General features: G+C 49.6%; 19 protein-coding genes and 2 tRNA genes. 12 read left to right on the top strand and 9 right to left on the bottom strand.

The window, feature by feature from the left end; genetic code table 11:
- Window positions 1–149 precede the first annotated feature (149 nt).
- Window positions 150–2237: a M12 family metallo-peptidase gene (locus tag HUK38_RS03615; protein WP_182582566.1), complete on the bottom strand. Its 2088-nt coding sequence runs from the start codon at window positions 2235–2237 to the stop codon at window positions 150–152.
- A 577-nt stretch (window positions 2238–2814) separates the two neighbouring features.
- Between HUK38_RS03615 and HUK38_RS03610 the strand changes: the two genes are divergently transcribed.
- Window positions 2815–3657, top strand: a complete 843-nt coding sequence (locus tag HUK38_RS03610; protein ID WP_238787432.1) for a PEP-CTERM sorting domain-containing protein — start codon at window positions 2815–2817, stop codon at window positions 3655–3657.
- A 135-nt stretch (window positions 3658–3792) separates the two neighbouring features.
- On the opposite strand, the gene HUK38_RS03605 is transcribed toward HUK38_RS03610, so the two are convergent.
- The 7 genes from HUK38_RS03605 to prfB all read right to left on the bottom strand — a co-directional run bounded on the left by HUK38_RS03605 (window position 3793) and on the right by prfB (window position 10635).
- A complete protein-coding gene (locus HUK38_RS03605) occupies window positions 3793–5577 on the bottom strand; it encodes an N-acetylglutaminylglutamine amidotransferase (protein ID WP_182582562.1) in 1785 nt (594 codons plus the stop codon).
- Between the two features lie 125 nt (window positions 5578–5702).
- Complete coding sequence (locus HUK38_RS03600) at window positions 5703–6698, bottom strand: NAD(P)H-dependent glycerol-3-phosphate dehydrogenase (RefSeq protein WP_182582560.1); 996 nt, start codon at window positions 6696–6698, stop codon at window positions 5703–5705.
- 33 nt (window positions 6699–6731) lie between these two features.
- Window positions 6732–7208 carry a protein-export chaperone SecB gene (secB, locus tag HUK38_RS03595; RefSeq protein ID WP_182582558.1) on the bottom strand — a complete coding sequence of 159 codons (477 nt, stop codon included), beginning with the start codon at window positions 7206–7208 and terminating at the stop codon, window positions 6732–6734.
- A 140-nt stretch (window positions 7209–7348) separates the two neighbouring features.
- Window positions 7349–7768 carry a rhodanese-like domain-containing protein gene (locus HUK38_RS03590; RefSeq protein ID WP_182582556.1) on the bottom strand — a complete coding sequence of 140 codons (420 nt, stop codon included), beginning with the start codon at window positions 7766–7768 and terminating at the stop codon, window positions 7349–7351.
- A 159-nt stretch (window positions 7769–7927) separates the two neighbouring features.
- Window positions 7928–8443: a SixA phosphatase family protein gene (locus tag HUK38_RS03585; RefSeq protein WP_182582554.1), complete on the bottom strand. Its 516-nt coding sequence runs from the start codon at window positions 8441–8443 to the stop codon at window positions 7928–7930.
- Window positions 8444–8577: 134 nt separating this feature from the next.
- Entirely contained in the window at window positions 8578–9465 is an 888-nt protein-coding gene (locus HUK38_RS03580) for a fructosamine kinase family protein (protein WP_182582552.1), read from the bottom strand.
- 71 nt (window positions 9466–9536) lie between these two features.
- A protein-coding gene (gene prfB / locus HUK38_RS03575; protein WP_182582756.1) for a peptide chain release factor 2 occupies window positions 9537–10635 on the bottom strand; the annotation gives its coding sequence in 2 pieces (ribosomal slippage) (window positions 9537–10559 and window positions 10561–10635; 1098 coding nt in all).
- A 242-nt stretch (window positions 10636–10877) separates the two neighbouring features.
- Here prfB and recA point away from each other — a divergent pair.
- The 11 genes from recA (at window position 10878) to HUK38_RS03520 (ending at window position 20883) form a co-directional block, all read left to right on the top strand.
- Window positions 10878–11933 (top strand): recombinase RecA, encoded by a 1056-nt coding sequence (recA, locus tag HUK38_RS03570; protein ID WP_182582551.1) that lies wholly within the window; start codon window positions 10878–10880, stop codon window positions 11931–11933.
- A 66-nt stretch (window positions 11934–11999) separates the two neighbouring features.
- On the top strand, window positions 12000–12521 hold the full coding sequence (locus tag HUK38_RS03565; RefSeq protein WP_182582549.1) for a regulatory protein RecX: 522 nt from the start codon (window positions 12000–12002) through the stop codon (window positions 12519–12521).
- 14 nt (window positions 12522–12535) lie between these two features.
- A complete protein-coding gene (locus HUK38_RS03560) occupies window positions 12536–13285 on the top strand; it encodes an SAM-dependent methyltransferase (protein ID WP_338065351.1) in 750 nt (249 codons plus the stop codon).
- Window positions 13286–13491: 206 nt separating this feature from the next.
- Window positions 13492–16116 carry an alanine--tRNA ligase gene (alaS, locus tag HUK38_RS03555; protein ID WP_182582547.1) on the top strand — a complete coding sequence of 875 codons (2625 nt, stop codon included), beginning with the start codon at window positions 13492–13494 and terminating at the stop codon, window positions 16114–16116.
- A gap of 96 nt (window positions 16117–16212) precedes the next feature.
- Complete coding sequence (locus HUK38_RS03550) at window positions 16213–16368, top strand: hypothetical protein (protein ID WP_182582545.1); 156 nt, start codon at window positions 16213–16215, stop codon at window positions 16366–16368.
- Between the two features lie 41 nt (window positions 16369–16409).
- Complete coding sequence (locus HUK38_RS03545; RefSeq protein WP_182582544.1) at window positions 16410–17279, top strand: CPBP family intramembrane glutamic endopeptidase; 870 nt, start codon at window positions 16410–16412, stop codon at window positions 17277–17279.
- A 45-nt stretch (window positions 17280–17324) separates the two neighbouring features.
- Window positions 17325–18605: a 2-oxoglutarate dehydrogenase complex dihydrolipoyllysine-residue succinyltransferase gene (gene odhB, locus HUK38_RS03540; RefSeq protein WP_182582542.1), complete on the top strand. Its 1281-nt coding sequence runs from the start codon at window positions 17325–17327 to the stop codon at window positions 18603–18605.
- 105 nt (window positions 18606–18710) lie between these two features.
- Window positions 18711–19856: a ferrochelatase gene (gene hemH, locus HUK38_RS03535; RefSeq protein WP_182582540.1), complete on the top strand. Its 1146-nt coding sequence runs from the start codon at window positions 18711–18713 to the stop codon at window positions 19854–19856.
- A 53-nt stretch (window positions 19857–19909) separates the two neighbouring features.
- Window positions 19910–19985: transfer RNA gene (locus HUK38_RS03530), tRNA-Ala, on the top strand.
- Window positions 19986–20017: 32 nt separating this feature from the next.
- A tRNA-Glu gene (locus HUK38_RS03525) sits at window positions 20018–20093 on the top strand.
- Window positions 20094–20175: 82 nt separating this feature from the next.
- On the top strand, window positions 20176–20883 hold the full coding sequence (locus tag HUK38_RS03520; protein ID WP_182582538.1) for a hypothetical protein: 708 nt from the start codon (window positions 20176–20178) through the stop codon (window positions 20881–20883).
- A 16-nt stretch (window positions 20884–20899) separates the two neighbouring features.
- Here the strand turns inward: HUK38_RS03520 and HUK38_RS03515 are convergent.
- Window positions 20900–21115 (bottom strand): hypothetical protein (locus HUK38_RS03515; protein ID WP_182582536.1); only part of this gene is annotated, 216 nt, incomplete at its 5' end.

The raw sequence follows: 21115 nt of genomic DNA, 5'->3' as shown, positions 1-21115 counted from the left end.
TGTCATTAGCGGAGATGACAAATGTTTAGCTTGGCAGTATGCCAAGTTTTTTAAGCGATGGAAACAGAAAAGGCGAGGCCGTTTCAGCAACCTCACCTATGGTTATCAGTCCCTGCATGTTATTAACATATAGGTAATACAACGATGGTTTATTTCGTTACTGACACAGATATTGTACCGAGATTATTTGCTGCATCTGTGGCATCAACGCGCACGGTGTGGCTGCCGCTGGACAGTTTTTTAATGTTCCAGTTATAGCTGAGCGTACCTGAGCTGCTGGAAGATTTTAGGCTATTATCAATGTAGAGTTTCATACTCGTCACACCAATATTATCACTCGCGGTCGCGCTAATCGTTAAACTATTCCCCGACACTGTTCCGCCATTGGTGATGCCATTGACCGTGACAGTTGGCGCGCTCGTATCGGCTTGTGGTGCGCTTAATGACTGCGTGACAGTATTAGAGAACGCCGAATTACCAATGCCATTATACGCATAGACGCGATAAGAATAACTCATGCCGGATATTAGATTGCTATCGGTATAGCTGGTGGCATTGCTATTCAAGGTAGCAATGTCAGTCCAATTGCTACCGTCTAATGAACTCTGCACCTTATAGCCGGTTTCGGTTGCCGCATTATCACTCCAGTTTAGGCTAATAGAGTTATTCGTAGTATTGGCTGTGGCGAGCAAATTAGTCGGCGCATTGGGCGGCGTAGTCAATGGCACACGGAAATTAGCGACAATCGCAGCGGTATTATTAATCGTTTGTGCGGCATTAGCGGTGCTAGAGCCAGTTGCTAAACCCTGATAAGTCACATTTGGATTAGAAAAGTGCAGAACACGCGGCGTACCCGTATTCGGTGTTGGGCAATCATAAGACATGATGTCGCGGAATATTCCGCACACACGATAGCCATAAGAATAACTATAGGCGCCGGTACTGGTGGTGCTTTCGGTATTGTGTTGATTGCCTTGTAAATGGCCAATTTCATGCGCTAGGGAATTAAGACTTAAACAACTATAATTCACGACGGCAAACGCATAGGGGGCAAATGCTGATGATGTATAGCTAGAATTCATAATATAACCATAGCCGCAATAATCGGTATTGGTATCTACCAATACGACTAAATCGGCGGAATATTGATCGCGTAACGCATGAATATCATCAATGATTCCATCCGTTTTTGATTGTAATTGCGTGAGTGCAGTTGGCATTGTGGCGGGTTCGGTATAATTCACCTGTCCATAATACACCGGGTTTAATGCCACGTTAATTTGGCTATTATCATAGGCGGTATTCGCCGCCGCAATTGCCGCAGTAATGGTACTTTTTAGTGCATCTTCAGTCCCCATTTTGCTCACGGCTTGCGGTGAATACACCACCATTAAATCAATCATTTGTTTGGTGCCAGCGGGCGCTGAAGTAGTGGTGATCGTGGTGCTGGTGCCGTCAGTGGCAATATCACCATCTACTTCTGGAACAGGTGCTTCGGGATCATCCTGTGGCAATTGACTTTGATCTAATTCCCGCACCGCGTGCGTTTTGCCATTCACATAAACGATTTCAAATAACCGCCCTTGCGTTAATACCGTACCGGCTAGGGTGCGTCCTTTACTGGCGAGAATGACTTGGCTGCCGTCATCGCCATCAATTTGTCCAATCCACGCGGTGCCGCCTTGCATTTGCTCGGTTTTAATTCGCACAGCGGTGACGCTTAAATCATCGGCTAATTCTAATTCCAGCATATCTTCATTCAACGCATTCGGATCAATCCCGACATGGCGCTCCGCTAATGCAATTAACGCCCGCTCTGAACGGGGCGGTTGATTGCGATATTGGTCATCGGGATCATCAAATAACCGCCGCGCTTGACCGGGGGGCGTTTCCGGCGCGGCGGCCGTGGCGGGTAATTGCATCAATTGCTGTGTGATATACGCATTCCAGGGATCGGCGGCGGTGATGGCAATTAAAACGCCTAATAAACTGCCGGTCATGGTGGCGTAATAACCAGCGCGGCGGTTATTGATTTTGGCGGGGCGCCGGCGACGATAGGTGATTAACCCCATCCAAATTAGGCTAATGGATAGCAGCACAATCATGGCGCTTAAAATTGAATTGGGGAGCGTATAAAACCAATTGAGTTCGATTGGATTGGCAAATGCCGTGCTGCTGGTTGCTAATAATAGCGTACTGGCCGCGGTGAATTGAATTGGTCTGGGCGGTGTGTTCATAATGGTTTTCTCAGCTTGGTTGATAATTGATTACGTTGGGTGACGGTGGTTGATCCGGCACGGGATAAAGTATAAGCAATTTCGTTGCCAGGCAACCGTGATTGATTTAGCAAACCTGGTAGAAAATGACAGGGGGTGTTAATTTAAACGCGGTGCGTGATGATTTGTTTTATAATCAAGCGGTTGGCAATTAAAAACAGTATGTCATTATTGATTAAATGCTATAAACCTCATCAGTAACGAAATAAAAATCGCTATGAAACTGTCAGGTTTTTTTACACTTATTTTTTTGTATTAAATGTTTATTAAATCAAATGGTTATTAAAAAAACCGTTAAAAAACACGCTCAAACTGTCAGCTTTTTTTACAGTCAAAATTTTCAGGATGGTTTTTAGCCAACCAATTGTTTTATAGACTGTTTTCTTGAACTGTTGCATCACTGTTACGCGATTTTGGCGCTCAAACTGTCAGGTTTTTTTACAGTCATTTGCCACGCCGTCCCGGCGGTCAACTGCTAACTCGTTGTTTTAACAACGTAAAATAATTTTGGCAAGCGACTTGCTAGATTTTGTCGCAGTTGAGTTGGGTTTATTTCGATACGCAATTTTATTTAGAAGAGGCAACCATGATGAAAAAAACACTGCTTTCACTGGCATTCGCGGCGGTGTGTGCGGGTGGATTGACAACGGCAATGGCGGGGACGGTGACGGCTACTTTAGAGGATAATACGAATGATGGCGGTTTCTTTGCTACAGTCACCATTAGTGATTTATTAAACGCAACTAATCAAAACATTGGATTAACTTTTGTTTTGGATATTGCACCGCCAGTGAATACAACGCTGACTAAGGGCGATATTTTAGGTGTGTGGTTTGATGTTAATTCGGATGGCGAGGCACTATTACCAAGTCTGAGTAGCACTGGTTTAAGTGCGCTTTTTACGAATGTTGATCCCGTTGGAACTATTCAACAAGCGGTGTTCCGTGCAAATAGTGTGAGTAATAAACCGTTTGAAGACAAAGACATTAAGGCACCAGAAGGCAATTTCGACTTTGCCATCCAAGTTGGTCAGAGAGGAAACGGCGGCGGCTTTAATCAAACAGTCAGTTTCGACATGATGTATGCCGGTTTAAGTACCAGTATGTTTAATGACCAGCGGGTGGCGATGCGCGTTCAAAGTATTGAAGGGGCTACTGGATTCAATGAAGGGTCTTCTAAGTTGCTCGGCGAAGGTGAATTGCCGCCAACGACGCCGAATAATCCACCAACGACGCCAGACGAACCACCAACGACGCCAGATGAGCCGCCAGTCCCGCCTGCCGAAAACGAAGTCCCCCTTCCCTCCACGCTCCTTTTATTAGGCGCTGGTTTATTAGGCATGGGCGCTTCATTCCGCCGTCGGTTGCATAAAACCGCTTAATTGTTCATTGCGTCAATTGGCGCAACTATCGGGTATGCTCAATTGTGTGTACCCGATTTTTTATGCCCGACGTCATTCAGACGTGAAAACGGTTATTTGCAATAGATCAGATTATCCGCCTTGCAAAAAAGAGATTTAGGCAATGGAATCCACATGCCGTTGCAGCCACAACTCTAATAACGCCAAATGCCACAATTTATTACCCTGAATACGGGTATAATGCGCCTCGGGTGCTGCCAATAACTGCGCCACATAATCCGATTGATACAACCCGCGCTCCCGACACGCCTGACTCATTAACGTATCGCGCATCATCATTAAAAAATCCCCGCGCACATATTTCAACGCCGGCATTGGAAAATAGCCTTTCGGGCGATCAATCACCGCATCCGGCACCCGCCCCCGCGCAATTTTTTTTAATAGATATTTGCCGCCGTCATTCAATTTTAATGCCGGTGGACAACGCGCCACCAATTCCACTAATTCATGGTCAAGAAATGGCACCCGCGCCTCCAAGCCCCACGCCATTGTCATATTATCAACGCGCTTCACTGGATCATCCACAATGAACGTCGTCACATCTAATCGCAATACCGCATCAATTAACTCATCTGCACCGGGCAATGCCAATTGCTCCGCCACCCATTCGCCCGTATAATCCGTCCCCGCATAACGTGAATGAATTAATTGCAAATACTCGGCATGATCCCGATCAAAATAATGCCGCCGCAATCGTTCAACTGCATTACCGTTAATCTCCGCCGCAATGCGCGGATACCAAAAATACCCGCCGAATAATTCATCCGCACCCTGCCCCGATTGCACCACTTTAATTGACTGCGCCACCTGCTCCGCTAATAAATAAAACGCCACCGCATCCTGTGCAAACATCGGCTCGGCCATCGCGTCAATTGCCTCAGGCAAGCGCGTCAATACCGCCGCATTCGGAATTAACAAGCGCTGATGCTGTGTGCCATACCACGCCACCACCTGATCTGAATAAATAAACTCATTACCGGCTTCTTCGGGCGTATCTTCAAAACCAATTGAAAAGGTGCGCAAATCATCCGCACCAGTTTCCGCTAATAACGCCACTAATAAACTCGAATCCAAGCCACCCGACAATAAAACCCCCACCGGCACATCGGCAATACGATGATGCTGCGCCACCACCTGGGTTAATTGCACATCCACTGCTTCATACCAATCGGTTTCATTAGTCAGGGCGGTATCCCGTGTGGCATTTAATTGCCAATAACGCTGCAAGGTTTGTTGACCGTTACAATCAATTTGCAACCAATGCGCCGGCGGTAATTTGCGAATACCATTGAGAATAGTACGCGGCGCCGGCACCACCGCGTGCAAAGTCAATAAATGATGCAAACCAATTGCATCAATTGACGTATCCACATCACCCGCCGCTAATAACGCCTGCGTATTTGATGCAAAACGCAGCGTATTAGCCGTCGCACTCCAATACAGCGGTTTAATGCCAAACCGATCTCGAGCGAGAAATAAACTGCGTGCGTGCATATCCCAAATCGCAAAGGCGAACATGCCACGCAAGCGCGTCAGACATTGCTCCCCCCACGCATGAAATGCTTTAATAATCACCTCGGTATCGCCGTCAGAAAAGAAGCGATAGCCGCGCCCGCTTAATTCGCGCCGTAATTCAGGATAATTATAGATAGTGCCATTAAACACCAGCACCAATCCCAATTGCGTATCCACCATTGGTTGATGCGAACGGGGCGATAAATCAATAATTGATAAGCGCCGCTGCCCGCAACTGAATACGCCATCGCTATAGCTACCGGCATGATCGGGACCGCGCCGGGTTAATTGGTGCAACATGCGATCAATGGTGTTTAATTGTGCCGGGGCGCCGTCAAAGCGTAATTCGCCACAGATGCCACACATAACATCACCTCATGCGCTGGGGAATTGAATAAGAGTTATTCACTGCGGGGGAGTCGTTCCCAGATGTTTGGAAACGATCAAATAGCGGGAATTGAAATCGTCAGATCGGGCAATTAAAAAACAGGCTAATCTAATTCAACCTTGCCCGTGCGTTCTAATAATAATTGCGTTGCCGCCTGCGGTGTGCGGCCTTCATACAACACCGCCTGCACCTGTTGCGCAATTGGCATGTCTATTTTATGCAACGCCGCGAGCTTGCACACCGCCCGCACCGTCACCACGCCCTCGACCTCCTGCCCAATCGCCGCCAACGCCTGCGCCAGCGACTGCCCCTGCGCCAACGCCAACCCGAGCCGCCGATTACGCGACTGGTTGTCGGTGCAAGTGAGTACCAAATCGCCCAAGCCGGCCAGTCCCATGAATGTTTCGCGTTTCGCACCTAACACCATGCCCAGCCTGATTAATTCGGCCAAGCCGCGTGTAATTAATGCCGAGCGCGTGTTGGCGCCGAAGCCCAAACCGTCGGCGATGCCGGTCGCAATTGCCAGCACATTTTTCGCCGCGCCGCCGACTTGCACGCCGATCAAATCGTCGTGGCGGTAGGCGCGAAAGCGGTCGCTGTGAAACAGTGTTGCGAGATATTCGGCGTAGGCGGGGCGGGAGGCGGCGACGGTGACGGCGGTGGGCAGGCCGCGGGCGACTTCTGTAGCAAAACTCGGGCCGGATAACACGCCCAAATCGCGCTCGCCGCCCACTGTTTGCACCAATTCGTGCAACAACCGCCCGCTGTCTGGGTCAAACCCTTTGGTCGCCCACGCGATGCCCATGTCAGCGGGTAATACTGCGACTAACTGCTTGATTGTAGTGGCAAAAAACTGGCTCGGCACCACCACCAACACGGCATCCACCCCGGCGACGGTGGCGGTCAGATCGGCAGTGGGTTCAAGCGTTGGCGGCAGCGGGAAATTAGGTAAAAACGCTTTATTTTCAAGGTCTTGACACAACGCGGCGATGTGCGCGGGATCATGTCCCCACAGCCGCACCTGATGACCGTTGCGGCACAGCAACAACGCCAGCGCCGTTCCCCATGATCCCGCACCAATGACTGCAACCGCTGCCATTTGTTTTAATCCTATTGATTATTGAATGAAACCTTAATGACGCTGCGTACCATCACCATTCGCCGGCGGCGTGTCATTCAATTTCTGCGCATAAATCTGATCGAATGCAACATGCTGCAACACTAATGGCGGAAACCCACCTTTGGCGACTAAATCCATTACCGTTTGCCGGGCATACGGATACAAAATGCTCGGGCAATAGACATAAAATAACTGCCCCAATTCGGCTTCGGTAAAGCCGCCGATGGTTACAATTCCAGCCTGTTGAACTTCAATTAAAAACGCAGTTTTTTCACCCAGTTTAGCCGTCGTGGTTAAAGTTAATACCACCTCGTGCGTATGCTCGGCCAATTGTTGCAGTTTAATATCAAATTGCAACGTACTATCTGGTTTCCATTCGTCACGAAAAATCTCTGGCGCATTGGGTGATTCAAATGACAAATCTTTAGTGTAAATGGTGCGAACTAAAAACTGGCGCTCGCCAGTCGGTGCTTGGTCAGTGTCAGCCATAATAGCATGTAGTCCTGTTGATGAATGAAATCGTGATTTATGAAACTGCGTTGCGGTAATGAAAAACAGTGGCGGCAATTAAAATAAAACCGGCCGATCAAGTGAATATCATTTGCTCATCACCGCAATAAAATTGTCATTTACTTTCGCGTCAAAGGCAAATTCGCATTCTGCCATGCCATAATACCACCGCGCAAATTATACACCTCGGGAAAACCAGCTTTGCGCAATAAAATGCACGCCAACTGCGATTGATTTCCCGAATGACAAGAAATAACAATTGGCTTGTCACGGTATTTAGTCAAAGCGGCCGTTTGGTTCTTAAACCCATTCATGGGGATATTCACGGCATTCATAATATGCCCTTTAGCAAAGTCGGCACTAGCGCGGACATCAATCACCGTTGCATCACGGCGGTTAATTAACTCAGTGGCGCCAGCGGGATCAACCACGCCCTTGCTGCCAACAATGAAGTTATGGGTTAATAACCCCACCACGACGGCGAGGGCAATAAATAAAACCCAATGGTTTCCGACGAATTCAAGCAATTGAACAAACATAATCTTTACAACCAACAATCATTAACCATTTAATAAGTCGCGGTGACGAGCGGCGGTGTGATTATTTCACCATGCCGTCCACCGCTGGCTAGTATAAAACGCCGCGGCGCAAGCGTCACTTAATTCCTGCATCAATTCCCGCTGTTTCATTCATGCTATTTAATTCGGCAAATGCTTCGGGCGCGTCACCGATAATAAAACTGCACAGCCGCTATCAAGCTGTTGCCAATTATCTGGCATTTCTAAACGCGCTGTCGCCGCCGTCGGCAATAATTTACCATCCGCCGGTTCATCCACATCACCATCGGCTAGATAACGAATTAACTCCTCCAAGCCCGGATTGTGGCCAACTAGCAACACGGTCGCGGCAGTAGCAGGGCAATGCGCCAACACGCCGAGCAATTCAGTCACGCTCGCTTCGTACACTGCCGCATCCCACACGACATTTTTTTTCTTATAATCCAGTCGCTTACAAATGTGCAGTGTTGTCGTCCGCGCCCGTTCCGCTGGCGAACTAATGATAACATCCGGCACCAACCCCTCACGATATAGCCACGCCCCCACTCGCGGCGCGTCACGGCGACCACGTTTTGCCAGTGGACGGGCAAAATCAGCAAGATTGGGGCGATCCCAATCGGATTTTGCATGCCGCAAAATTAATAATTCACGAGCCATAAAAATTGCTAACACAGTTAAAAAATGATTATTCAAACATAAAACGTTAACGGTGTTTTTAACATATTAATTAACATAAGGGAAATCGGAATTCGCAATCAGATTTTGCGATTCTATGTATGATGATTGTTATGCTAATGACACTCTGCCAACAAGCGGTTAATCATATCCTCAGCTTGCCCCAAATAACTGTATCCAAACAAATTGAGATGATTCAAAATGTGATAAAGCTGGTATAGATAGCGCCGCGTGTTATATTCCACTGGCAATGGCCAGGTGGCGCGATATGCAGCATAAAACCGTGTTGAAAATCCGCCAAATAATTCGGTCATCGCCAAATCGGTTTCGCGGTCACCATAATACACTGCTGGGTCAAATAACACCGGCTGTTCTTGTACATCATAGCCTAAATTACCATTCCACAAATCACCGTGTAACAATGATGCGACTGGATTGTGATTAATCAACATCGGCAACTGTTCTAATAACAGATTCCCGCGTTCTTGTAACTGACCTTTGTAGCCATTTGCCGCTGCTAGTTTCAATTGCAACCCTAATCGCTGTTCACGCCAAAACTGCACCCAATCAGTCGCTGATTGATTGTATTGCGGCGTCGCACCAATCGTATTATCTTGATGCCAACCGTATTGAGAGTGCGTGACCTGATGCAATGCGGCTAATTGCTCACCTGCCAATGCCAGTGCGCGATCATTTGCCCGCCGATGTAAAACAACATGTTCCATTGCAATCCATGCGGTGTTTCCAATTGTACCCGTGCCAATTGGTTGCGGCACTCGAATAACGCCGGCGGTTGCCAGCGTCGTTAATCCCGCCGACTCGGCAATAAACATTGGCAATAATGCTGCCCGATTACATTTAATGAAATAGGTTGCTTGACCACACCGCAATATCGCGGCGGTGTTAATACAGCCACCGCCAACTTCACTAACTTGTATAGCGCCTGGCAGAGTACCAGTTATATGAAATACTTCAGCCGCAATGTCTTCCCAATGAATAGTCATCCGTTATACTCCTTGCCAGTGACTCATTTCACCAGTCAAGTACACAGCGTGTGTCATCAAGCCAGTGTAAATTATAAACCCTGTTTTAAACTCGCTTCAATAAACATATCCAAATGACCATCTAACACCGCTTGTGTATTGCCAGTTTCGACATTCGTGCGCAGGTCTTTAATCCGCGATTGATCCAGTACATACGAGCGAATTTGACTGCCCCAACCAATATCAGACTTAGTATCTTCAATCGCCTGTTGATTCAAGCGCCGCCGCTGCATTTCCAATTCGTACAGCTTGGCTTTTAATTGCTTCATTGCCTGATCTTTGTTCTTATGTTGTGACCGATCATTTTGACATTGCACCACAATACCAGTCGGATTATGCGTAATACGCACCGCCGATTCCGTGCGATTCACATGTTGCCCACCCGCCCCCGAAGCACGATAAACATCAATTCGCAAATCCGCTGGGTTAATTTCCACTTCTACTGAATCATCAATTTCAGGTGACACGAATACTGCCGCGAATGAAGTATGGCGGCGATTACCCGAATCAAATGGCGATTTACGCACTAAACGATGCACACCTGTTTCAGTACGCAACCAACCAAAAGCGTATTCACCACGCACCGCAATCGTGGCCGATTTAATACCCGCAACTTCGCCCGGTGATACTTCGGTTAATTCAGTATTAAAGCCGCGCATTTCTGCCCAGCGTAAATACATTCTTAATAGCATTTCTGCCCAATCTTGCGCTTCAGTACCGCCCGATCCCGCTTGAATATCTAAAAACGCATGATTCGCATCCATTGGACCGGCAAACATGCGTTGGAATTCTAATGTGGCAATATGCCGTTCATAAGCAGGCAATTCTTCACTAATTGCAATGACCGCCGTCACATCATTTTCAGCAATAGCTAATTCTAATAACTCTTGCGTATCATCTAATGCGCGATGTAGTTGCCGCAGACCCAGTACAACTCGTTCTAATAACGCCCGCTCTCGCCCTAATTGCTGCGCCCGTTCTGGATCATTCCAAATACTCGGTTCTTCTAATTCGCGTAATACTTCGGTTAACCGTTCTTCTTTATCAGCGTAGTTAAAGATACCCCCTGAGCGCGGCGTGACGCTCTTTTAAATCAATCAATTGAAAACGAATAGGGTTAATGTCAGGCATGGTCATTGGATACTTAACTCCGACAGCGGTGACGAGTGCATCGCACAAAACACGCGCAGTATAACTAAAATCGCCGAAGAAAGGGTGCGAAATGTGCCACATTTGGCCGGGGTTAACCGCATTAGTTACCACGGCTGCATGTTAGAATACAATTCTCCATGACGTCAGCGGCAGGGTGTGTAATAATTAGCTAGTGGCATGGGGTATTCTAAATAGTGACATTTTAATTGAGATATTAAACTATGGATGATAATCGTAAAAAAGCACTGGCAATGGCGCTGAGTCAAATTGAAAAACAATTTGGCAAAGGTTCAGTCATGCGGATGAGTGATTCCAGTATCGTGCGTAATGTTCCCGTTATTTCTACTGGTTCATTAGGGCTTGATTTAGCACTCGGTATTGGTGGTATTCCACGCGGGCGCGTCGTGGAGATTTATGGCCCTGAATCATCAGGTAAAACGACATTGGCATTACACATTGTCGCTGAAACACAAAAGATGGGAGGGACTGCCGCATTTATTGATGCCGAACATGCACTTGATCCGCAATACGCCGAAAAACTCGGTGTGAATATGTCGGAAATGTTAATGTCGCAACCCGATACGGGTGAACAAGCGTTGGAAATAACCGACATGCTTGTGCGCTCAAATGCAGTAGATTTAGTGGTGATTGATTCGGTGGCCGCATTAACGCCGAAAGCTGAATTAGAAGGCGAAATGGGTGATGCGCATGTTGGCTTGCAAGCGCGATTAATGTCGCAGGCATTGCGTAAATTGACGGCGAATATTAAACGCTCGAATGGCATTGTATTATTTATTAATCAAATCCGCATGAAAATCGGTATTCAATTCGGCAGCCCCGAAACGACAACCGGCGGTAATGCTCTCAAATTTTATGCGTCAGTTCGTTTGGATATTCGTCGCACTGGCAGTATTAAAAAGGGTGAAGAAATTATTGGTAATGAAACGAAAGTCAAGGTGGTTAAAAATAAAATGGCGCCGCCATTTAAACAAGCTGCCTTTGATATTCTCTATGGTGAGGGGATTTCGCGTGAAGCAGAAATTATTGATCTCGGTGCTGCGCAAGGGATTGTTGATAAATCCGGCGCCTGGTACAGTTACGGCGGCATTCGTATTGCACAAGGTAAAGAAAATGCGCGGAATTACTTAAAAGACAATCCGACATTAACCAGTGAAATTGAAGCTAAAATTCGCGCTAATGTTTTGCCGCCGGTGACTGAAGCAGCCGTTGTTGATGATGGCGATGCTGCCGATTTGGCAGATAATGGTAGCGATTGAACTTAAAATAGCGTATGACACCTCGTGCCGATTGATTGAAGGGGTTAACCTGAATTAGCCATCACCATGATGATTGATGAGTTTAACAACGATTCTTTAGAAGATGCCGCGCCGGATGAGACTGCGTTGTACAAATCAGTGCAAACGGCAGCGCTGCGGTTATTAGCACGGCGCGAATACAGCAGTCAGGAATTGACGCGCAAATTGGCGGCACGCGGTCATCCAATTGCGGTGATTAAATCGGTTTTAGCGGAATTAACACAGTCGGATTGGTTGAATAATACGCGCTTTGTGACGCAGCGAATACAACAGCGAATTGGTCAGGGCTGGGGTCCGTTGCGTATTCGTCAAGAATTATTGACGTTGGGGATTGAAAAAGCCACGATTGATGTGGCCTTGCCGAATATGGATGACCCATGTTGGATAGAGATTATTCAGCAGTTATATCGCAAACGCTATGGAATAAACCCGCCGACTGATGCGCGGCAATGGGCGAAATGTATGCGTTTTTTCATGCAGCGCGGCTTTACGGCGGGTGTGATTCAATGCGGGTTGCGTAACGGGTTGATTGATGATGCAGACAATTAAAAGAGCTAATTAACGTGGACAGTGAAACTGATTACATTGCCGCGCTCATTGAATTACATCGCGGCCTCAAACGTCAAGGACCAGGTGATGACGAATTTTCACGCCATTTATTACAAGAACTCGCCGCATATTTACCCGTGAATCCGCGTATTGCTGATCTTGGTTGTGGCAGTGGGGCGGCTAGTTTGTTATTAGCCAATGATTATCACAGCCGCGTATTAGCGGTGGATTTATCCGCCGAGTTTATTGCAGAGTTAAGTACGCGGGCGCAGGCGGCGGGTTTGGCCGATTTCATTACGCCCATCAACGCAGATATGGCAGATTTGAATTGGCCGAACGAATCAATTGATTTATTATGGTCGGAGGGAGCGGCCTATCAACTCGGATTTGAAAACGCATTAACCCGCTGGCGGCCGTTAATACGCAGCGGGGGGATTGCGGTGATTTCTGAAATGAGTTGGTTTATTGATGATGCGCCGCCGCCTGCTCAGACTTATTGGCAAACGGCGTACCCGACGATGGCGAATGAATTGGACAATATGGCGCGGGCAAAGCGAGCAGGTTTTCATGTATTAATAACTCGTCGGTTGCCGAGCGCCGCTTGGTGGGCGAATTATTATGAGCCATTAAAAATACGAATACAGCAGCTCAATTCCGAATCATCTCTTGCACCAGTGCTGCGTGAAACTGAACAAGAAATGGCATTATTCGCGCAATACAGCGACCATTACGGCTATACATTTTATGTGTTGCAGGCGTGTTAAACTCATTACTTAAATACCGCGTTTCATTAGAGTTGTATTGAGTAAATCGATTGTTCCGATACGCCTGCGTGGTAAAGATTAAACCAAATATAACTCTATTCAATTACCCCGAATAAACCCAGCACCAAACGGTTGCATCCTGCACCAATTGGTGGCATGATTTTTACTCACTCCCACCTTGCTGACTATTGACTGAGCAATTCACCATGACTAGCAGCGCCGCGCTTCGTCACGCCTTTCTTGATTATTTTGCCCAACGCGATCACACCCCAGTTGCCAGTAGCCCACTTATTCCCGGCAATGACCCGACGTTATTATTTACGAATGCGGGTATGGTGCAATTCAAAGATGTGTTTTTAGGACGTGAGCAACGCGAATACCGCCGCGCTGTCACTGCCCAACGCTGCGTCCGCGCCGGCGGCAAACATAATGATTTAGAAAACGTCGGCTATACCGCCCGCCATCACACCTTTTTTGAAATGCTCGGCAATTTCAGTTTTGGTGATTATTTCAAACGCGACGCTATTCAATATGCGTGGGAGTTTTTAACCGGCGTATTAAAGATTCCGGCCGAGCGTTTATGGGTCACGGTCTTTATTGATGATGATGAAGCCGCCAATATTTGGTTAAATGATATTGGAATTAACCCGGCATGTTTTTCCCGCTGCGGCGCCAAAGATAATTTCTGGGCAATGGGCGACACCGGCCCCTGCGGCCCGTGTTCAGAGATTTTTTACGATCACGGCCCCGCCATCGCCGGCGGCCCGCCCGGCTCGCCCGATGCCGACGGCGACCGCTACGTTGAAATCTGGAATCTGGTGTTCATGCAGTACGACCGCGCCAGCGACGGGCGCTTGACCGCACTGCCCCGCCCGTCGGTGGACACGGGCATGGGACTGGAGCGCTTGGCGGCGGTGATGCAGGGCGTCCACAGCAACTATGACATTGATTTATTTCAACATTTAATCACCGCCGCGATGGAAGTCACCGGCTGCCGCGACCGCACCCACCACTCACTGCGCGTCATCGCCGACCACATCCGCTCGACCGCGTTCCTCGTCACCGACGGCGTCACGCCCAGCAACGAGGGGCGCGGTTACGTCCAGCGCCGCATCATCCGCCGCGCCATCCGTCACGGCTACCAACTCGGGCAGCATCAACCATTTTTCCACCGCCTCGTCGCACCACTGGTCGCGGTCATGGGCGAGGCGTACCCGGAACTCGCCGCCCGCGCCGCCACCGTCGAGCAGGTGTTGCGCGTCGAGGAAGAGCGTTTTGCCGAAACCCTGAGCGCCGGTTTGAAAATGCTCGACGACATCACCGCCAGCTGCATTTGCAACACTATCCCGGGCGAAGTGATTTTCAAGCTCTACGACACCTACGGTTTTCCAGTGGATTTGACCGCCGATGTGGCACGCGAACGCGGTTTAGCGCTCAATTTGGCCGAATTTGACGACTTGATGGCGCAGCAAAAAGCGCGAGCGCGGGCGGCCAGTCAGTTTGGCGCCAATCAATCGCAAGTGCTTGATGTGACTGGAGAAACGGTGTTTTGCGGCTACGAGCGCACCCGCGACGCCGCGACCGTGATCGCGCTGTATTTGGACGGCGTGGCGACCGAGCGGCTGGTGGCGACTGACGCGGCCGATTCGACGGCGAACGCGCTGGTCGTGCTGGATGTCACGCCATTTTATGCCGAATCGGGCGGCCAAGTTGGCGATACTGGGCAGTTAACCACCGCCACCGCGCAATTTTCTGTCACCGATACGCAAAAACGCGGCAGCGTCATTTGTCACCTCGGGCGGGTGACGGCGGGTGAATTGGCAATTGGTGATCGGGTTGATGCGCAAGTGAATAATGAACGGCGGCAGGCAACGGCGGTGAATCATTCCGCCACGCATTTATTACATGCGGCATTGCGGCGCGTATTAGGTGAGCATGTGCAACAGCGCGGTTCATTAGTAAATCCCGACCGCTTGCGCTTTGATTTTTCACATTTTGAACCAATTGAACGCGGCAGTTTGCGCACCATTGAACGGCTGGTGAATCATGCCATTCGGCGCAATTATCCCGTCGAAACGCAGTTAATGAACATCAATGACGCGAAAGCGGCCGGAGCAATGGCGTTATTTGGTGAAAAATACGGTAATGAAGTGCGCGTATTGCGCATGGGTGACTTTTCAATTGAATTATGCGGCGGTACGCACGTTCACGCGGCCGGCGATATTGGCGTATTCAAAATCACCAGTGAAGGCGGCATTGCGTCCGGGGTGCGGCGAATTGAAGCGGTGGCTGGTGAAGCGGCGCTGGCGTGGATTGAAACCGCCGATGAACAATTAAGCGGCATTGCGCAACTGGTGAAAAGTAATGTGCAGGATGCCAATGATAAAGTTGCGCAATTGCTGGAACGGGCGCGGCGCTTAGAACGTGAATTAGAACAATTAAAATCGCGCTTGGCCGCAGCGGCTGGCGCGGAATTAGTGGATCAAGCCGTGACCATTGCGGGTATTAAAGTTTTGGCATCTGAGTTTAATACGGATGATCCAAAAACTTTGCGCGACACGCTCGATCAATTAAAAAATAAACTCGGCTCAGGCGTGGTGTTATTAGCCGCCGCGCAGGGCGATAAAGTCAATTTAATTGCCGGGGTGACGGCGGATTTAACCAAACAGTTTCAAGCCGGTGATTTAATTAAAACAGTTGCGCATTACGTCGGCGGCCGCGGTGGTGGTCGTGCTGATATGGCGCAGGCGGGCGGTAATCAACCGGCGGGTATTCCGGCGGCATTAGCGGCTGTGACTGATTGGGTAAAAGCGCGGGCGAATGCGAATTAAAAATCAGTAGTTGATCGTTCCCACGCGCCAGCGTGGGAACGCGCCTTCTTTAATCGGTGCAACTTTTGCATTTAACAACTAGAGGAGTTAAAACTCATGTCCGGTGATTCATTAGCCGCAGCAGAACTCTTATTTTTCGGTGGATTAGTTGCGTGGTTATTTTATTCGTCACGTTCATCTACCAATAATAGTTCATCCGATAACGCCGCCCCGCCAGCCGTTAATAACACCGACGATACGGCGAATAAATAACCGCCTCGCCCGGCAGCGATTGCCGGGCAATCCATTCATTCATGCGCACCACACTGTTGTTTTTCGGTTATTTGCTGGGCTGTTTAATCATCGCAGCGTGTTTAAGCATTCCAGTGCTGCATTTTTCATGGTTATCTGATTTAGAACCCGAGCGCTTGATTGCCCGTTTAGCGCAGGTCATCATGCTACTTGGGTTTATTCCCTTAATACGCGCCCTGCAATTAACACGACGCGATCTATTCGGCAATATCAATTCGCGCCGCGCATTTACAATGAGCATTATCATTGGCTGGTGCATGGGCGTGTGGATAATGACTAGCATCGTTTTATTATTGCTGGCATTCGGTGTGCGCGTACCCGTATTACCCGATGCTGATTGGTTACGCCGCGTGATTCAAGCACTGATTGGCGGAGTGTTGATTGCCACTATCGAAGAGTTGTTTTTTCGCGGTGCCGTATTCAGTGCCATTCGCCGTCGGGCGCATGTCATTACCGCCATCCTCGGCTCGGCCATGCTTTATAGCCTCGTGCATTTTGTCAAACCCATTGCCCCACCAACCATTAACATCACCGACTGGCACAGCAGTTTTTTAATGATCGCGGCGGGTTTTCAATCCAGTTGGCAACTCACCAATTTAGACTCGTTCATTGCATTATTCCTCGCCGGTGTATTATTAGCGTTGATTCGAGAACAGCGCGGTCATATTGGTTGGTGTATTGGGATTCATGCCGGCTGGGTGTGGGTGATTCAATCCAGTCGCCGTTTAACTGATGGCGTGGAACAAAGCAATTGGTATTGGTTGGTCGGCAATGTTGATGGCGTGATTGGTTGGTTAGCGGCCGGCTGGTTGGTAATGATAATTCTGTGGCAATTGGATGCGCACCAAAAACCATCGCCAGTTGTGCATTAAACTGTCATCAAAATGATTCAAACTGTTGCCAAAAGGTGATTAAAGATGACGTATGAATTGCGCGTTCCCGCCTTGCCGGAATCTATTGCCGATGCAACGGTCTTGAAATGGCATCAAGCGCCCGGGGCGGGATTAACAGCGAATGAACCGCTGGTGGATTTGGAAACCGACAAAGTCATTCTCGAGGTGCCGTCGCCCATTGATGGAACGCTGGAGACTATTATTGCACCGCCGGAAACAGTGGTTCAAGCCAATGCCGTGTTGGCCGTATTAAATCCTAATAAAACGGTGAATCTTGCGCCGCGCAATCCGGCATTAACTGATGCGCAAATTGACACGGCAGTTGAATTAAGACCCGCCGTGCTGCCTAATGAAATTGATCCGCCCCCGCGCCCAGTTGCGATTGCCCCGGCAGCGCGGCAGTTAATTAACGCTTTACAATTGGATGCCAGTCAAATTCCCGGTAGCGGTAAAGATGGGCGGATTCATAAAGCGGATGTGATGGCGTGGTTGGATCGTATTGAACATGCCGCGCCGGCAATTGATCCCGATCATTTATCAGCGGCAGTGACCGCAAATACCGCGTCATTTGATCATCAAACTGACGCCAATGATCCCGCACCGGCGAATAATGAACAGCGCGTCCCGATGACGCGCTTGCGGGCGCGGATTGCCGAGCGATTGGTGCACGCGCAGCAGCAGGCCGCGCTATTAACGACCTTTAATGAAGTGGATATGAGCGCGGTGTCTGCGCTGCGCCAGCAATACCGCGAGTTATTTGAGAAACGCCATCAGGTGCGCCTCGGGTTTATGTCGTTTTTTATTAAAGCGGCCGTCGCGGCATTGCAGCGGTTTCCAATTATTAACGCGGCAATAGACGGCACTGATGTCGTGTATTATCAAACCTATGATATTGGCATTGCCGTCAGTACCGAACGCGGCTTAGTGGTGCCAATTGTGCGCCAATGCGATCAATTGACTATGGCAGAGATTGAACGGCAAATTGCCGCTTTTGGTGCTAAGGCGCGGGACGGCAGTTTAACCGTTGAGGAATTAACCGGCGGCACCTTTTCAATTACCAACGGCGGCGTGTTTGGTTCATTATTATCCACGCCCATTATTAACCCGCCGCAGAGCGCAATTCTCGGGTTGCATAAAATCCAAGAGCGCCCGATTGCATTAAACGGTCAGGTCGTGATTCGCCCGATGATGTATTTGGCATTAACGTATGACCACCGTTTAATTGACGGACGCGATGCGGTGCGATTTTTAGTGTGTATTAAAGAATTGATTGAAGACCCGACGCGGTTGTTGTTGCAACTCTAATCAACGGCGTGCGTGATATTGACAATTGATAATGAATCATGCCTAATGAAGCGGTTATAATACTCAAAACAAATAGCGCCAGTTAGGGAATTGAACTAAATCACCATGAAATATAAAAGCGGCACTAATTTCCCGCCCGATACGCCAGAACAATTGGGCGTGTTATTACTCAATTTAGGCACGCCCGAAGCACCCACGCCGTCGGCGGTGCGGCGGTATTTGGCGGAATTTTTGAATGATCCGCGAGTGGTGGAAGTGCCGCGGCCGCTGTGGTGGGTGATTTTGCACGGCGTGATTTTGCGCATTCGACCAGCGCGCTCGGCCAAAGCCTACCGCGCCGTGTGGACGGATCGCGGCTCGCCAATGTTGGAGGTGGCGCGGCGGCAGGCGGCGGGTTTGCAGGAGCGGCTGCTCACTCGCGTCGGGCCGCGGGTGCGGGTGGCGTTGGGAATGCGCTACGGGCAACCGTCGGTGCTGGGCGCACTGGAGCAACTGCGCGACGCCCACGTCCGCCGCCTACTGGTGCTGCCGCTGTATCCGCAATATTCCGCCACCACCACCGCCTCGTCGTTTGATGCCGTCACGGACGAGTTGAGTACATGGCGCTGGTTGCCGGAGCTGCGCTTTGTTAATCAGTATCACGACGAGCCGGGTTACATTGACGCGCTGGCGACCAGCATTCGTGCCGCGTGGGCGACGCACGGGCAACCGGATCGGCTGTTATTTTCATTTCACGGCACCCCGCAACGTTACTTTACAGCGGGTGATCCGTACCACTGTCACTGCCACAAAACGGCGCGGCTGGTGGCGACGCAACTGGCATTGCCCGACGACCGCTGGTTATTGGCATTTCAGTCGCGCATCGGGCGGGACGAGTGGCTACAACCCTATACCGATCAAACACTTAAAGCATGGGCGCAGTCCGGCATCAAACATGTGCAGGTGATCGCGCCGGGGTTTTCAGCCGATTGTTTGGAAACGCTGGAGGAAATTGCGGTGGAAAATCGGGATGCGTTCCTCGCCGCTGGCGGTGAACAATATCATTACATTCCGTGTTTGAATGACCTGCCGGCGCACCTGGACATGCTGGCGGGACTGGTACAGCGTCACACTTGCGGCTGGCCGGAGCGCACCGCCGGCGGCACCAGTTGTCTGCACCGGCAAGTCGCGGCGGCGTCCAACCAGTCAGCGAGTGCCGCCGTGCCAGTGTTGCCGGGGCGCGTGGCGAGTGGGTTGTTGGCGGGCAAGTAAAAAATGCTAGACAGTCAACCCGCGCTTCTTTACAATTTGCAGCTTCACATCGGGGGGCCATAGCTCAGCTGGGAGAGCGCAACACTGGCAGTGTTGAGGTCGACGGTTCGATCCCGTCTGGCTCCACCAAGTTCGATTGTGAACATCAGGCCAATTCATTTGTCCCCATCGTCTAGTGGCCTAGGACATCGCCCTTTCACGGCGGCAACCGGGGTTCGAATCCCCGTGGGGACGCCAATTTGCAACATTTCAACGCCTCCTTTACGGAGGCGTTGGTGTTTTTACCACCAGCATTTTGTCCACCACAGCGCGTCATCCCATGAATCTCACCTTCAGCGACTATCCCGGGCGGCAGGAGCGTCACCTGCGCCGCCGTCACGCCAACCCATTGTTTCATTGGCCGCTTCCGCAGGTCACGTCGGCCGAATTGCACACCGCCCAGCAGGCGGATCATGCCGAATCGGTGGCATTTCAAACCGCTTTTCGCACATTGGTAGAACGGGCGGCAGCATTGCCAGCGGACGCCGGCAGTGAATTGGTGTTGGCGATTAAAGAAGAATTAGAACGCCATTATGAACAGGTGTGCGGGTTGCCACAAAGTGACTTGCATCAGCAGCATAAACTGGCGATTCAGCGGTTAATTGATGTCATTATGAAGGCGATTTGGCGCACGGTCGGCAATGATCCAATTGCGCATCAAGAATTGCGCGATGAAGAAGCAGCACGGGTCATTCATTATCGGTTATTAGAACAGCCGTTAATTGCGGATTTGCTTTACCCAGACAGCCCAATTCAAGCCGATGATTTATTACCATCTTTATTAAATGCGACGGCGGATGAAGTGACCGCCGCGGCCGAAATATTTGATGGTGAGCAATTAGAGTTGTTAGTAAAAACGGGCGAACAATTGCTCACACAATTACAGTCACAGGATTTGGATTTAACCGCTGCAACCCAGCGACTGGCGGTATTGAAACTGCGGTTAGAGCAATACGAACCGCGTGATAGTCATATTGATAGCGAATGACCGCATTTGCCGCGCATCACTTGTAATACGGTTTTTGTTGAGCGGCGCTCTTACTCACTGGCGCTTTACCCGTTCCTTTAGATGATTTGCCACTCTGTTGTTTTGCCGAACGACTAGATGATTCATTACCTTTACTTGGATACATCTGCCCGGATTTTGCTTGACTATTTCCACTGTTATTATAATTTTTCTGCGGATAATAGGTCTGCGCTTGCGCTGTGCCAATCACACA

It is taken from the genome of Thiospirillum jenense, from assembly GCF_014145225.1.
GTDB classification, from domain to species: Bacteria; Pseudomonadota; Gammaproteobacteria; order Chromatiales; family Chromatiaceae; genus Thiospirillum; species Thiospirillum jenense.
Note: the sequence above shows the minus strand (reverse complement) of the source record. Positions and strands in the feature narration are given on the sequence as shown.